The sequence below is a fragment of the Bradyrhizobium centrolobii genome, from assembly GCF_001641635.1.
Lineage (GTDB): Bacteria > Pseudomonadota > Alphaproteobacteria > Rhizobiales > Xanthobacteraceae > Bradyrhizobium > Bradyrhizobium centrolobii.
The window spans coordinates 44893-58193 of sequence record NZ_LUUB01000098.1 but is presented as its reverse complement, the minus strand read 5'-3'; the positions used below and the strand labels follow the sequence as shown (position 1 = coordinate 58193).

Genomic DNA, 13301 nt, shown 5'->3' with positions numbered 1-13301 from the left:
CCGTCGTTCTTGTTGCGCGGCACATAGGGCTTCGCCAATTGCGGCGCGATCAGCTTGGCCGTGTGCCCCAGCTTGCCAAGCTCTCGCGCCAGGTGGTGGGCAGCCCCGCAGGCCTCGATCGCCACCACCGTCGGCGGCAGCTTGGCAAAGAACGCCCGCATCGCCTTGCGGCTCAGCCGCTTGCGAAGCACGACCGATTCCGATGCATCAACCCCATGCAATTGAAAAATATACTTCGACGTATCCATCCCAATGCGGATAATCTGGCTCACGGACGGCTCCTGCGAATGAGTTTCTGACAACCTCATTCTGGCACACTGATGCCGTAGGGGGCCGTCCACACCATCAACCACAGGATTGGGTTTGGCGAAGATTCGTCGTCGTGGGACTATCATCATCCGCGACGGATAGATTCTGCGGTATAGGTCCCGGCTTTCGCCGGGACGACGGTGTTCATTAGCTGCTTGCACCTGCCGCTACTGCAGATGCGCCAGATAATGCGCAAGCGCGGCGATCTCTTCCTCGCTCAGCGAATAGGCGACGTCGGCCATCGCCGCGACGCCGCCGCCGACGCGCTGGCCCGCCTTGTAGTCGTGCAGCGCCTTGACGAGATATTCCTCGCGCTGGCCGGCAAGCCGCGCCACCGCCTTGGTGCCGGCGTAGGTATCGGTGTGGCATGAGGCGCAGCGCCGCCCCACCGCGGCCTGTGCGCCCTTCTTCGACAGGTCCGGGTCCTTGTCCTCCGGTTCCTTGGGCGGCGTCAGCGAGGAGAAATAGGCCCCTAAATTGCGGATGTCCTCGTTACTGAGCTCCTCGACGATCGGCTGCATCTGGTCGTTCTTGCGCGAGCCGGAGCGGAAGAACACGAGCTGCCATTGCAGGAATTGATCGGGCTGACCGGCGAGCGAGGGGATGTTCTCGGTCTGCGAGATGCCGTTCTCGCCGTGGCAACCGGCGCAGACCGCGGCCTTTTCCTTGACGGCAGCGGTATCCGCGGCGTGGGCCGGGACGGCGCCGAGCGAAAGAAGTGCAAGCGCGCTGATTGCGTGCGAGATGAACTGCCGGCGCATGATTGAAAATTCCGATCTGACGGGCTCGTCACTCCGGCTCGCCGAGGAACGAGCCGGACTCCATAACCCTCTTCGCGGTCATGGGTTCCGGGCTCGCGCTGCACGTGATCCGGCGTGACCGCGCGTGAACTTCAAAAGAGAGAAGCTGCGGCCGCCATCGGGCCACCGCAGCCTCCGTGTCGTCGCGCGCTACTTCTTGCTGTAGCTGATGCGGTAGATCGCGCCGGCCCAGTCGTCGGCGACGAGGATCGAACCGTCCTTGGCGAGGATGATGTCATCGGGTCGGCCGAGATAGCCCTGGTCACCCTCGATCCAGCCGGAGGCGAACACCTCCTGCTTGGCGTTCTTGCCGTCGGGCCCGACGATCACGCGCATGATGCGGCCACCCTGGTACTTGTGACGATTCCAGGAGCCGTGCTCGGCGATCAGGATGTTGTTCTTGTACTCGGCAGGAAATTGGTCGCCGGTATAGAACTTCATGCCGAGCGGAGCGACGTGCGCGCCGAGATTCAGCGCGGGCGGCGTGAACTCGGAGCACTTGTGGCCCACCGCGAACTTCGGATCCGGAAGATCACCCTGGTGGCAGTAGGGATAGCCGAAATGCTCGCCCATCTTGTTGATCATGTTCAGCTTGTCGCTGGGCAGATCGTCGCTGACCCAGTCGCGGGCGTTCTCGGTGAACCAGTACTTGCCGGTGCGCGGATCGACGTCGCCGCCGACCGAGTTGCGGACGCCGAGCGCCCAGATTTCGGCGTTGCCGGTCTTGGGATCGACGCGCCGGATCTGCGAGACGCTGGTCGGCGGAATGCCGATGTTGAAGGGCGGTCCGAACGGAATGTAGAACCAGCCGTCCTTGTCGACCGCGATGTACTTCCAGCCATGCGCGGCATAGGACGGCATGTCGTCATAGACGACCTTGCCCTCGCCGAGATTGTCGAGCTTGGCTTCGGCGTCGTCGTAGCGGATCAGCTTGTCGACGGCGATGACGTAGAGCGCGCCGTCCCTGAAGGCGAGACCCGTGGGCATGTTCAGCCCCTTGAGGATGGTCTTGACCTCGCGCTTGCCGTTGTTGTCCTTGATCGCATAGACGTTGCCGAGGCCGAACGAGCCGACGAACAGCGTGCCCTTGTCGCCCCAGGCCATCTGCCGCGCCGCGAGAACGCCCGGCGCCCAGACCTCGATCTTGAAGCCCGGCGGCAGCTTGATCTTCTTCATCATCGCCGCGAGCTCGGCTTCCGACGCGCCGGTCGGCGGACCGGAGGGCGGCGCCAGACCCTTCTGCGCCTCGGTCTCGTCGCCCAGGAACCAGTCATCCGGCGGATGGGTCCAGAACTCCTTGGTGCCGGATTCGTATTTCTTCAGCGCCCGGCCTTGGTCCTGCTGTTGCTGCGCTTTCGCAACGCTGGTCCCCGCGAGAAGGGCAACCGCTGCAAGCGCCAAGACGGATCGATGGAATTTCATCGCGTCACTCCCCTAAGGCAGCCGTCAGGGCTGCACGTTATTTTGTTTTGCTAGTCGGGTAGGCGAAGTTCGGAGTCTGTCGAGAGATCAGACCAAAAAAGGTTAGCACATCTGCGAGCGGTGAGAAGCGCGTCGCGCGCGGTGCAGTTGGGCTCGATCAGAATTGAAATGGAATTTCCATGATCGCCCAACCGGCAGCGACAATGCTCTCGCTGCAACGCGGGATCAAACGACGCGCGCGACTAATTTGCAGGCAGCGGCCGATCTAGGAGACGACTGGATAAGGCCCGTCCTCGAACACGGCATCATGATAGCCCTTCGATCCGACCTCACGCGCCAGCGCACTGCGAAAGTCCATGGACTCGCGAAGGCTGTTCAGGACATGGGCAAAGTCGAATTCGGGCCGCCAGCCCAATTCGCGGCGCGCGCGATCGTTGACATAGACGCGGTCGATTGCCGGAAAGAGACGCCAGCCTCGCGCCGCATAGAGCCGCTCGCAATCGGCATAGAGCGCGCGCACCACGCCGGCCGCGTCGCGGGCAAGTGCTGCGAGATGATGCGGCTCGAACGGACTTGTGGCTGACACGATGTAGCGCGCAAAGCCGATTCGACCGGCCTTCTCGCTCGCGAGCAGATGAGCGCTCACGGCATCGGCGATATCAAGGCGGCGATACAGAAGCTCGTTAGCCTGCGCGTTCTCCAGCGCGTAAGCCGTCCGCATCGCCGGATCGTCATCGTCCTCCGGAAAGAAGCGAGAGGTCCTGAGGATGATGATCGGGAGACGGTGCTCGCGAAAGAACAGCTCGCACAAACTCTCCGCCATCAGCTTGGTGGTGCCGTAGATGTTCTTCGGCACCGACGGCAGATCCTCGGTGACCCAGACCGCCGCCTGTCCCGCCTCCGGCCGGAGCTGCGAGCCGAAAGCGCTCGTCGTACTGGTGAAGACGAAGCTCCGCACGCCGGCGGCGACGGCCGCCTCGAGCAGGTTGAGCGTGCCGGTGACGTTGGTGTCGACAAAATCCTGCTTGGCGTGGGTCGCTACATGCGGCTTGTGCAGCGTCGCGGTGTGGATCACGGCGCTGACGCCGTCCATCTGCGCCCTGACGAAGTCCGGATCGACGATCGAGCCGACGGCATCGGTGTAGGCTGATTCCTTCAAATCAACCCCATGCACAGTAGAACCGCGGCTCCGAAGCGTACGGAGAATGGCTTCCCCGAGGTGGCCCGCGCTGCCGGTGACCAGAAATTTCATTGCAAACCCAACACAGCCGCCAGCGGTGTGGCGGACCACGATCCGATCCGGTTTGGCTGGATGCTCTGGGAAAAATTGGAGCGGGCGAAGGGGCTCGAACCCTCGACCCCGACCTTGGCAAGGTCGTGCTCTACCACTGAGCTACACCCGCATCCTGTGTCCGCCGCATGACGCGCCGGCAACGGCTGTCGTATGCCAAAAGCGGACGGCGAATGCAACAGCTACCGGCAGGATAGATTCGCATTCGGAGCCCCTATATGGGCCCGATCCCGGTCAAATCGGCCAAAAATGGCTGGGAACTGGCGAATCGACTGCCCTGGATTGAAATTCGGCCGTCCCGGCCCAATTTTAGGAGCCAACAGCGAAGCATCTGCATTGGCGACGTGCTAAAGAGCCGCCATTCCAGACATCAGACGAGGGGATCCCGTGACGATCATCGACCAGGGTAACGGAGCGGCGGGCCCGGCTGCGGCCGATCTGATCAAGGACACGACCACCCAGACCTTCGTGAAGGACGTCATCGAGGAATCGAAGCGCCAGCCGGTGCTGATCGATTTCTGGGCGGAATGGTGCGGTCCCTGCCGCCAGCTTACTCCCATGCTGGAAAAGGCGGTCAAAGCGGCCAAGGGCAAGGTCAAGTTGGTCAAGATGAACATCGACCAGCACCCGGCGATCCCGGGCCAGATGGGCATCCAGTCGATCCCCGCCGTCATCGCCTTCGTCAACGGCCAGCCGGCCGACGGTTTCATGGGCGCGGTGCCCGAGAGCCAGGTCAATGCCTTCATCGAACGGCTGACCAAGGGCGTCACAGCGCCGGGCGAGGTCAATGTCGCCGAGATCCTGCAAGAGGCCGAGGCCGTGCTCGCCGAGGGCGACGCCGCCGCGGCGGCGCAGATCTATGCCGAGGTGCTTCAGCACGATTCGACCAACATCGCCGCGCTCGCCGGGCTCGCCAAGTGCTATGTCACCTCGGGCGCAATCGAGCAGGCCAAGCAGACGCTGGCCATGGTGCCGGAATCCAAGCGCAACGACCCCGCCGTGAAGGCCGTGCAGGCCGCGATCGATCTCGCCGAACAGGCCAAGTCGCTCGGCCCGATCGCGGAGCTGGAACAGAAAGTTGCCGCAAATCCGCTCGATCATCAGGCGCGCTTCGACCTTGCGACCGCGCTCAACGCCGAGGGCGACCGGGCGGCCGCCACCGACCAGTTGCTCGAGATCGTCAAGCGCGACCGCAAATGGAACGATGACGGCGCCCGCAAGCAGCTCGTGCAGTTCTTCGAGGCCTGGGGCGGCACGGATGATGCAACCGTCGAAGGACGAAAGCGCTTGTCGACGATCCTGTTTTCGTAGGCGCGGGACTTTTTGTTTGAGCACGATCTTGTCGGAAAGCCGCTGCACACTCTGCGCTAACGCGGTCGTTCGGATCCGGATCATGCTCTAGCGATGTCCGCGGGGACCGGGCAAAGATGCCGATCAATATCGAATATCGCGGCCCCACCGACCTTCCGGAGATCATCCCGGTGTTTCCGCTGCCGGGCGCGCTTTTGCTGCCGCGCGGCCAGATGCCGCTCAACATCTTCGAGCCGCGTTATCTCGCCATGGTCGACGACGCCTTGCGCGACGGCCATCGCCTGATCGGCATGATCCAGCCGGATGTGGCGCATTCGCCGAAGAATGCCGACAAGCCGGCGCTGTTCCGCGTCGGCTGCGTCGGCCGCATCACCCAGCTCGCCGAATCCGGCGACGGCCGCTACATCCTCGAGCTCACCGGGATCGCGCGCTTCAAGGTGGTCGAGGAGCTCGACGTGCTCACCGCCTATCGGCAATGCAAGGTGGACTTCTTCACCTTTGTCGACGACTTCACCGCGCGCATGGGCGAGGACGACGTCAATCGCGAGGCACTGCTTGCGGCGCTGGCGGACTTTTTGAAGGCCAACAACCTCAAGGTCGACTGGGAAGGCGTCGAGAGCGCGCCCAATGAAGCGCTCGTCAATGCGCTGGCCATGATGTCGCCCTATGGCCCGGCGGAAAAGCAAGCCATGCTGGAGGCGCCGGACCTCAAGACCCGCGCCGAGATCCTGATCGCGGTGACCGAGATGGATCTCGCCAAGAAGCGCACCAGCGGCGATCCGCCGCTGCAGTAGGCCGGCCGGCGGCGCTACCGCGGCTCCCGTCGACCCAGCCAGATGTGAAGCGGAAACATCAGGGCCAGGGAAAATCCGACGCCAAGGTGGGTCCAACTCATCCATGGCCTCGGATCCCAAATAATAGAGCCCGAACGCGGTCACGATCAGCACGGCATTGAACGCCGCCATGACCGATCCGGAAACGAGGTTCTTGCCGCTTCGCCACGATCGCCGCAGGTGCACGGGAATGAGGGCGCCCACCAGCAACAGCGCCAGCATCGCGATGCCGCCATGGACCATCAGCATGTTGGCGGCGATCTGCTGCCAGATCTCATCGCCGGCAACGTCCTTCTGCCAGTCGGCCGCGAGCCAACCGGCGCCGGTCAGAAACAGCGCCGCGAACACTGCGTAGAGCGAATAGCGAAACGATGTTCTAAGCCGCAAGGTGCACCGCCTGATGCCAGTCGGAGGTTATCTGAACGTCGCCGTCGGCCGAGATCAACAAGGCGCCGGCCTGGTAACATTCGAGCAGTTGGCCCGCATCGGTCCCGGAGATCATGACGACCTTGGTCAAGGCGTCGGCAACCATGCAGGAGGGCGCGCGAACCGTGACGCCGTCGATCAGGCTTGCCGGCCTCTGAGTTGCGGGATCAATCACCGCCGAACAGCCCGGGTCGCTGCTGTCGAACAGCTCGACGCGGCGCGCCGTTGAGGCCAGCGCTTGGTCGGCCACGTCGATGCGGCAGATCAATCGGCCGGGGTCGCGGGGATCGCGGACGTGAACCGCGCGCGGCTCCGCGCCAAAGGCCCGAAGGTCGCCACCGGCGTTCACCATGCCGCCTGGAATGCCAAAATCACGCAGCGCGGCGACCGCGCGGTCGACGGCGAAGCCCTTCGCTATGCCACCAAGGTCAATCGTGACATCGGTCGAACGAAAGTTGACCTGCTGGTCCGGAAGCAGCTCAATCGCGTCGGCGGAGCGCGCAATCGGCGCCGATGCCGGCTTATCCTTCAGGAGCGGCAACAACCCCATCGTCTGCAACGCCGGCGCGATCGTGATATCAAAAAGCCCGCCGGAGCGGCGATGCAGCTCAACGGCGGTCTGGAGCACCTCGAACGTCCACGCATGAACGCGCAAGGGGCGAATGCCGGCTTCGCGGTTGAGCCGGCTGACGTCGCTATCCGGCTCATGAAAGCTCATCAGCCGATGCACCTGTGCAACGGCATCGAATGCGGCGTCGATGGCGCCGTCCATGTCGGATCTGCGGGCGCCCGCAACCTCGATCTCCACGAAGGTGCCGAGCAGCGGCCTTGCGCGACGGATGCTATCGGAGGCGATTGCCATAAGCTGCCAGTATTCTTTTCACACCTTCGGTGACATGGGTCGACGACAGCGTCGCGCCGGCGATGTTCCTGATATCGCCGTTGATCTTGAGCGCACTGCCGCTGGTCTTGCCGACGAACTGTGCGAGCCAGCTCGGGCTCCTGATATCGCCGCCATAGGATTCGCGATATTCGAGGATCTCGACCTTGTGGACCGCACCCGCCGGCGTCAGCGCCACCGCGTAGTCGATGAAAAGGTGCTTGCCGACGACCCGGTCGAACACGAAGAAGCCGACGACCTTGCCGCCGGCCTCGGCTTTCCAGACTCGGCCCGCCTGGACTTCGGTAAAATGTGTCGCGGACGGAAATGCCTCCTTCTGCGCTTCGTCGATCGACAGATACCGAACGGCATAGGCGGGAGAGGCGACAGACATAATCGCTGCAGCCGGCAGGGTGTATCGAACCCAATTCATAGTCACCTCGCTCCTGGTCCTCTCATCAGCTCTTGCAAAGTTGTCCCAAGCGACCCTCTCGGCATCAAAAGAAGAACCCGACGCCGCCGAGGAACGAATCCGAAAGCGCGCCGGTAACGCTCTTGTCGATCACATGCTGATAGGTCGCCTTCAACACAATCTTCGGCGATGGAAACACTGCAAAACCGGCCGTGTGGTACTGTCGCTGACCCTGACCGGTCGGCAGATTGGCATCGGTGCCGGCGAAGCCGCCCGTCTGCAGGTTCATATAGGTGTAGCGGTAGAACGGCACTGCCTCCCACTCGCTGTTGAGAATCGTGCCGAGCGGGACATGATAGGCAATCTCGCCGGAATAGCCGTACATCGACTTGCCGACATTGTTGGTCGGATCCGAGTCGTTGTTGGCGCGCAGATTTTCCGGGTGCCCGAACTCGGCGCGGACATATTCACCGCGAACCTCGAGGCCCGTGTCGGGCACCCTGTAGCGGAATTCGGCGTCAAACATTGTGAGACTCGACCTGCCGAGGAAGTTACCGAGATCATCGTGCGAACCGCGCGGCGTCGTGTTCGGCGAGTAATAGGCGCTGACGCTTCCGGCGAAGCCGGCCCAGAATGTCGGTGTGAAGTCGAGCCGGCCCGACACGGCCGTGGCGTTGTTGAGTTGCTGGAAGTCGCCGAGTGGGGGCCTCGAGAATGCGAGTGCGGTTATGCCGTCAATGCCCGCGACATACGCCGTGCCGGGAAGCGGGACGGTCTTTGCCTCCGTGCGATTGTCGAAGGAGTCGCCGAAATCCTCGTTGCTGGTGCTGATCATCACCTGATATTTGAGGTCCTCGCTGATCGTGCCATAGACGCTGGTGGCCGGCACCTTCCAGGTCGACGGAATGAGGCCGTTGTAAAGTTCGGGCCGGAGCACGCTGTAAAATTGCGTGGGTTCGTGATGCTGATTGATGTAGCCGATCGGCACAAGATCGACGCCCGGCGAACGCCAGTTGAATTGGTCGATGATCTTGAAATCGATCCATATCTGCTCGATCTCGGCGGTGCCGTGCAGCTTGTCGTCGTTGTCAAATCCGGAGCCCGCGTGCTCAAACTCGATTTCCGCATTGAAGATGATGTTCGGGGTGATCGCATAGGTGGGCAGGAGAACGAACCTCTGCGCATCAAAACCCTTCTGCCACTGGCCACCGGCAGCGGGATTTTGCACGGTGCCGAAGTTGATCTCGCCATAGGCCCCGATGCTGAGACCGGGGACCGGAGAATCCGCAAGCCCGAGGATCGGTTTGTCCGACGCTGACGGCAGCGGCGGCAAGGCGATGAAGTCTTTCGACTTCGACTTGGTCGATTTCTCGGACGATTGGGCTTCGGGCTTTTGATCCTCGGGCTTGGCTGGCGCGTCCTTTGCTTCGGCGGATGGCGCGGCCGCATTGGCGCTCGTCAGCGATGCCGTTTTGGCCGCCCGCTTTGCGCCTGCATCAGCCGCCGGGCGATCCTGCTTCTGCTTCAGCTCCGTTTCGAGCTGCAGGATGCGCTGCTCCATCTTTTCCAGCTTCTTCAGCAACACGGCGTTCGCGTCACCATCCGCTGCGAAAGCTCCCCCAGAACTCAGGATCGATATCGCGGTCGCCGCCAGCAGAGCCGATCGGCTGGGGCATCGACGGGGTTCGAATCGAAATGCAAACGGACCAGTGGAAACGTGCCGTGACATGCGTGCCCCCGAATAATTGCGACATCCGGCCGCAGGAAAAACAGGCAAGAGCGTTCTTGGGAAGCAGAAGAGGGAGGTTCGTGACTAGAATCACTCCACATTAGAATTAGAATAAATAAAAGAAACTCCATCCCACTGCAGCGTGAGCAGTTGATATGACTGGAATCCCTACAGAAACAGACGAGTGGGACTAGGAGATGCACTCGCGCATGGCGGATTGAACTAAACCGTCCCGCCCTAGGAGTGACTGCGGATGCGTTTGCGCCCCGTGATCATCGCGCGCACGAGGTTCTCGCGCTGGAGAATCCCCATCAGCACCACGCCCGCAACGTGCAGCACGACGAGGACGATGACGACGTCCGAGGAATAGGTGTGGGTGTCCTCGACCCACCAGATGCCGAAGAAAGTGACCGTCACCGCCATCGCGCCTGAAATCGCGGAGACGGCGAGAGTCAGCAGCAGCGCCACCAGCATCAAGGTGCCGGCGGGATTGAGCCCGATATAGCGGCCGGTCATGCCGCGGCGCAGATTCAGAAGATAGCGCGGCGCGGCGCGAAGCCTGACGCCGACCATCCGGAAGCGCGCGTAGCGGCTTCCGAAAAAACCCCAGACGAGGCGAAAGGCCAACAGCCCGATCACCGTATACCCCGCGAAGCGGTGAAGCCCGTCATAGACGTTGGGCGTGAACCAGGCGAGCACGACGAAGCCGGCAAGAAGCCAGTGCCAGAGGCGCAGCGGGAGGTCCCAAACCGTGACCATCCGCGAAACGGTTCGATCCGCGGGGCTCCCTGTGGACGCCCCGCGCGCTTCTGGCACCGCTTCTTCCATCAATCCCGCTTCATTCCGCGCAGTTCACTTGGCGCAGTTCACTTGGCGCAGTTCACTTGGCGCAGTTCACTTGGCGATCGTGTGCTTCAGGCTGAGATCCTCGGGGCTGTAGAACAGCTCGTAGAGCTTGCCTTCCTTGACACCATAGACCTCATAGCACGAACCTTCGATCTTGGAGCGCCGCACCTCGTAGCCGGCCTCCTTGGCCTTGGCTTCGGCGTCGCTGGCAGGTTTCCACGATGCCTTGTCGAGCTTGGTGCAATTCTTGAAGCCGTCGGCCATGGCCGCCGACCCCATGCTCATCCCGATCGACAGTGCAATGGCAACAACACGAATGATCCTCACGAAAATCTCCTCCTCTTTCGTGTGCGCAACGCCTAGCGCGAAGCGTCATCGAAGGAAGCGAAGGTGATCGTAGAGTCAACTCGGTTCGGGCCGGAAATGCTTTAGAGGTATTCTAACGTGGAGCAAAAGATCAGCGCTCTCCGTATGCAGCGCTTGTTTGACACCTTGCTGCGGCCTTACGCCTCATGAGTTGAGATCAGACCTCAAGCTGCATCTCGCGTGGCGGGATACCGACGCCGCAGCCAGTCTGCCCAGGAGAGCCGACCGCGCACGCCGCGGCTGACGACGAAGCCCATGCCCTGTGCCTTCGCCTGCGAAAGAGCCAGCGGTAGGATCTTGCGGCTGAGCCCGCGCGCATCCCGGTATTGGCCGGCAAGCGCGACGAGGCTGATATCCTGGGGACCACCGATCTCCGCGCGTTCGCCGCGCTCACCATCAAACGCGCACGTCACTACATGATCGGCGACATCCGACGTGTCGACCGGATTGAACAGCGTCGTCGGCACCGGCCACACCGGAAGCCAAGCGAGGTTGGAAAGCATGCTGTCGAGCAGATAGTAGAACGGCATCGCGCGAACGACAGACCACGGAGTTGCGGAGGCACGGACCAGCCGTTCGCCGGCGAGCTTGACCCGGGCGTAAGGCAATGTGGCGCTCTCGAGGCCGACGATCGAGACGTGGAGGAAGTGCTGCACTGACACATCCTGACAGAGCGACAGCAGCCGCTCCGTTCCCTCGACGTCCACCGCGGAGGGAGACCGGAAGAAGTCCACAGGCCGAACCCCGCCGCGTCGTGCGATCGGCGAGTAGGTCGCCGCATTGATGACCATGTCGACGCCCTGCAGCGCCTCGCGCAGTCCGGCGCCCGTGGCGAGATCGCCGATCGCCCATTCAACGTCCGACCGCGTGCCCGGCGATCTCGCGAAGACCCGGACGCGATGGCCGTCGCGCACCAGGCGATGGACGATATCCTGGCCCAAGTGGCCCGTACCGCCGGTGACGAGTGTCAACGCCATGCTTCAACGCTCGTCTGTCTTGCGCACGGGCTCGCCCGTGGGAATGAGCACGGTCTCGCCAGTTGCGACGAGGGACAGTTCACCGCGCTCGTCGCCGGCGAGAAGCTCGGCGCGAGCGAATACCTGCCGGCGGCCGGCACGCACCGTCGTTCCCCGCGCGACGAAGTGATGACCAACGGCCGGCTTCAGGCAGTTCATCGAGAAATGCGATGCGGTGACCGAACCCACCAGGGACGCGGCGGCGAAGCCGCAGGCAGTGTCGAGCAGCGCCGCGATCAGGCCGGCGTGGAGGTGGCCGGAATATTGGGTGAGATCGTCACGCCAGGTCATACGGATGGTCGCTTCGCCATTTCCGGCCGCAACGACTTCGAACCCCGCGAGGCGGTTGAAGGCAGCGGACGCATTGACGGCGTTGAGCGTTTGCAGATCGAAACCGTCGGTGGTGCTCATGCACAGCTCCATTGTGGTGGCCGGTTCTCGAGATTGCTCCTGACCGCCTCGACGTGATTGTACGAGCCGAGCAATGCGGCCTGTTCGGCGGTTTCGGCGGCAAGACCGGTGGCCGCGTCGCAGGTCGTCGCCAGAGTGAGCAATCGTTTGGTAGCGCGGACCGCATCGGGGCTGCGGCCCGCGATCTCGCGCGCGATCGATAGCGCGGCCGCCAGCGGATCGTCGGCAAGGCCTGTCGCAAAGCCATAGGCGAGCGCCTGCTCGGCCGAGAACACGCGGCCCGTGTAGGTCAGCTCGCGCACGACATCCTCGCGTGCGAGGTGGCGCATGAGCTGCGTGCCGCCCATGTCGGGAACCAATCCCCATTTGGCCTCGATGATGCCGAGCCGGGTATCGGGTGCGAGATAGCGGAGGTCGGCTGCGAGCGCGAGCTGGAAGCCGCCGCCGAAGGCGACACCATGAAGCGCGGCAATCACGGGCACTGGCAGCTCGCGCCAGAGCCAGACGAGATGCTGCGCATAATTCGCGATGCCGTGGCTTCGGCGCGTCAGGTCGATGGACGGGAGGAGGGGATCACCGTCGGCAGTGGCCAGAAGACGTTCCAGGTCGAGGCCCGCGCAGAATGCACGGCCTTCGCCGGAGAGAACGACAGCGCGGACATCCCTGCGCTCACGCAGGCTCGTGCCGGCCTCTATCATCGCTTCGAACATCGCCGGATCGAGCGCATTCATTTTGTCGGGACGATTGAGCCGCACATGAGCCACCCCGTCGTCAATCGTCAGGCGAACACGATTCTCCATGACCAGGCTCCGGTTGAGCGCATGGCGCTTCATTTGAGGGCGCAGTCAGTAGCCGGCAATCGCCATCGCCACGACGGCACTGAGCGCCATCCAGCCGAAGTGGCGGCCGCGCGTCGCCCAGGCATTGGCGAAGGCCGCGAAGGCGAACACGCAGGCCAGCGTGGCGATGATCCAGTGCCGCGCCGGCTCCGAGGCCATCCAGGGCGTGGCGATCAGCAAGACGCCGCCGCCGATCCAGGCGACGGTCGAGGTCTGCCAGACCAGCCGGATCAGGGTGCGCAGCCGTTCCGGCTCGATGCGGGCGCGCGCGAAGACTTTGGTCTCGCCGAGAATTCCGTGAGTGAGGGCCACGGCGATCGTGGCCAGCCCGGCACATTGGAGCAACAGGTCGCGCATCGCCAAGTCTCCGTATAGTGCTGTCCATACAGTAGTGTATGGAGAGATAGGCG

At 63.0% G+C, this 13301-nt stretch carries 14 protein-coding genes, 1 tRNA gene and 1 pseudogene; 2 read left to right on the top strand and 14 right to left on the bottom strand.

Going from position 1 to position 13301, the window contains the following annotated elements:
* The 5 genes and pseudogenes from AYJ54_RS36195 to AYJ54_RS36175 all read right to left on the bottom strand — a co-directional run.
* Positions 1-272 (bottom strand): annotated as a pseudogene (locus tag AYJ54_RS36195) (IS110 family transposase); the annotation flags it as partial.
* A gap of 204 nt (positions 273-476) precedes the next feature.
* Positions 477-1070, bottom strand: a complete 594-nt coding sequence (locus tag AYJ54_RS36190; RefSeq protein WP_063706775.1) for a c-type cytochrome — start codon at positions 1068-1070, stop codon at positions 477-479.
* Positions 1071-1259: 189 nt separating this feature from the next.
* Positions 1260-2531: a PQQ-dependent sugar dehydrogenase gene (locus AYJ54_RS36185; protein ID WP_063706773.1), complete on the bottom strand. Its 1272-nt coding sequence runs from the start codon at positions 2529-2531 to the stop codon at positions 1260-1262.
* Between the two features lie 265 nt (positions 2532-2796).
* A complete protein-coding gene (locus tag AYJ54_RS36180) occupies positions 2797-3783 on the bottom strand; it encodes an NAD-dependent epimerase/dehydratase family protein (RefSeq protein WP_063706771.1) in 987 nt (328 codons plus the stop codon).
* Positions 3784-3859: 76 nt separating this feature from the next.
* Positions 3860-3934, bottom strand: a tRNA-Gly gene (locus AYJ54_RS36175).
* A gap of 275 nt (positions 3935-4209) precedes the next feature.
* On the opposite strand from AYJ54_RS36175, the gene trxA reads away from it, so the two are divergent.
* Together trxA and AYJ54_RS36165 are read left to right on the top strand one after the other, a co-directional pair.
* A complete protein-coding gene (gene trxA, locus AYJ54_RS36170; protein ID WP_063706769.1) occupies positions 4210-5133 on the top strand; it encodes a thioredoxin in 924 nt (307 codons plus the stop codon).
* 116 nt (positions 5134-5249) lie between these two features.
* Positions 5250-5927, top strand: a complete 678-nt coding sequence (locus AYJ54_RS36165) for an LON peptidase substrate-binding domain-containing protein (RefSeq protein WP_063706768.1) — start codon at positions 5250-5252, stop codon at positions 5925-5927.
* A 415-nt stretch (positions 5928-6342) separates the two neighbouring features.
* On the opposite strand, the gene AYJ54_RS36160 is transcribed toward AYJ54_RS36165, so the two are convergent.
* From AYJ54_RS36160 to AYJ54_RS36120, 9 genes are all read right to left on the bottom strand, one after another.
* Positions 6343-7254 carry an FAD:protein FMN transferase gene (locus tag AYJ54_RS36160; protein ID WP_063706767.1) on the bottom strand — a complete coding sequence of 304 codons (912 nt, stop codon included), beginning with the start codon at positions 7252-7254 and terminating at the stop codon, positions 6343-6345.
* Positions 7235-7705: an FMN-binding protein gene (locus tag AYJ54_RS36155; RefSeq protein WP_063706766.1), complete on the bottom strand. Its 471-nt coding sequence runs from the start codon at positions 7703-7705 to the stop codon at positions 7235-7237. Before AYJ54_RS36155 ends, AYJ54_RS36160 begins: the two co-directional genes overlap by 20 nt.
* Before the next feature lie 64 nt (positions 7706-7769).
* Positions 7770-9269, bottom strand: a complete 1500-nt coding sequence (locus AYJ54_RS36150; protein ID WP_245329217.1) for a hypothetical protein — start codon at positions 9267-9269, stop codon at positions 7770-7772.
* 381 nt (positions 9270-9650) lie between these two features.
* On the bottom strand, positions 9651-10244 hold the full coding sequence (locus tag AYJ54_RS36145) for a cytochrome b/b6 domain-containing protein (protein WP_201724302.1): 594 nt from the start codon (positions 10242-10244) through the stop codon (positions 9651-9653).
* A 63-nt stretch (positions 10245-10307) separates the two neighbouring features.
* Positions 10308-10586 (bottom strand): PepSY domain-containing protein, encoded by a 279-nt coding sequence (locus AYJ54_RS36140; RefSeq protein ID WP_063706763.1) that lies wholly within the window; start codon positions 10584-10586, stop codon positions 10308-10310.
* Positions 10587-10789: 203 nt separating this feature from the next.
* Positions 10790-11602, bottom strand: a complete 813-nt coding sequence (locus AYJ54_RS36135) for an SDR family oxidoreductase (RefSeq protein ID WP_063706761.1) — start codon at positions 11600-11602, stop codon at positions 10790-10792.
* Positions 11603-11605: 3 nt separating this feature from the next.
* Positions 11606-12052, bottom strand: a complete 447-nt coding sequence (locus AYJ54_RS36130) for a PaaI family thioesterase (RefSeq protein WP_063706790.1) — start codon at positions 12050-12052, stop codon at positions 11606-11608.
* Complete coding sequence (locus AYJ54_RS36125) at positions 12049-12852, bottom strand: crotonase/enoyl-CoA hydratase family protein (RefSeq protein ID WP_063706789.1); 804 nt, start codon at positions 12850-12852, stop codon at positions 12049-12051. Before AYJ54_RS36125 ends, AYJ54_RS36130 begins: the two co-directional genes overlap by 4 nt.
* Positions 12853-12897: 45 nt before the next feature.
* Complete coding sequence (locus tag AYJ54_RS36120) at positions 12898-13248, bottom strand: hypothetical protein (protein WP_063706759.1); 351 nt, start codon at positions 13246-13248, stop codon at positions 12898-12900.
* Between the last annotated feature and the right edge of the window lie 53 nt (positions 13249-13301).

Bases quoted from the DNA above. Each gene is read 5' to 3' on its own strand.
- AYJ54_RS36155 (WP_063706766.1), bottom strand. From the start codon at position 7,705: ATGAATTGGGTTCGATACACCCTGCCGGCTGCAGCGATTATGTCTGTC.
- AYJ54_RS36135 (WP_063706761.1), bottom strand. From the start codon at position 11,602: ATGGCGTTGACACTCGTCACCGGCGGTACGGGCCACTTGGGCCAGGAT.
- AYJ54_RS36125 (WP_063706789.1), bottom strand. From the start codon at position 12,852: ATGGAGAATCGTGTTCGCCTGACGATTGACGACGGGGTGGCTCATGTG.
- AYJ54_RS36165 (WP_063706768.1), top strand. From the start codon at position 5,250: ATGCCGATCAATATCGAATATCGCGGCCCCACCGACCTTCCGGAGATC.
- AYJ54_RS36120 (WP_063706759.1), bottom strand. From the start codon at position 13,248: ATGCGCGACCTGTTGCTCCAATGTGCCGGGCTGGCCACGATCGCCGTG.
- AYJ54_RS36160 (WP_063706767.1), bottom strand. From the start codon at position 7,254: ATGGCAATCGCCTCCGATAGCATCCGTCGCGCAAGGCCGCTGCTCGGC.
- AYJ54_RS36180 (WP_063706771.1), bottom strand. From the start codon at position 3,783: ATGAAATTTCTGGTCACCGGCAGCGCGGGCCACCTCGGGGAAGCCATT.
- AYJ54_RS36185 (WP_063706773.1), bottom strand. From the start codon at position 2,531: ATGAAATTCCATCGATCCGTCTTGGCGCTTGCAGCGGTTGCCCTTCTC.
- AYJ54_RS36190 (WP_063706775.1), bottom strand. From the start codon at position 1,070: ATGCGCCGGCAGTTCATCTCGCACGCAATCAGCGCGCTTGCACTTCTT.
- AYJ54_RS36130 (WP_063706790.1), bottom strand. From the start codon at position 12,052: ATGAGCACCACCGACGGTTTCGATCTGCAAACGCTCAACGCCGTCAAT.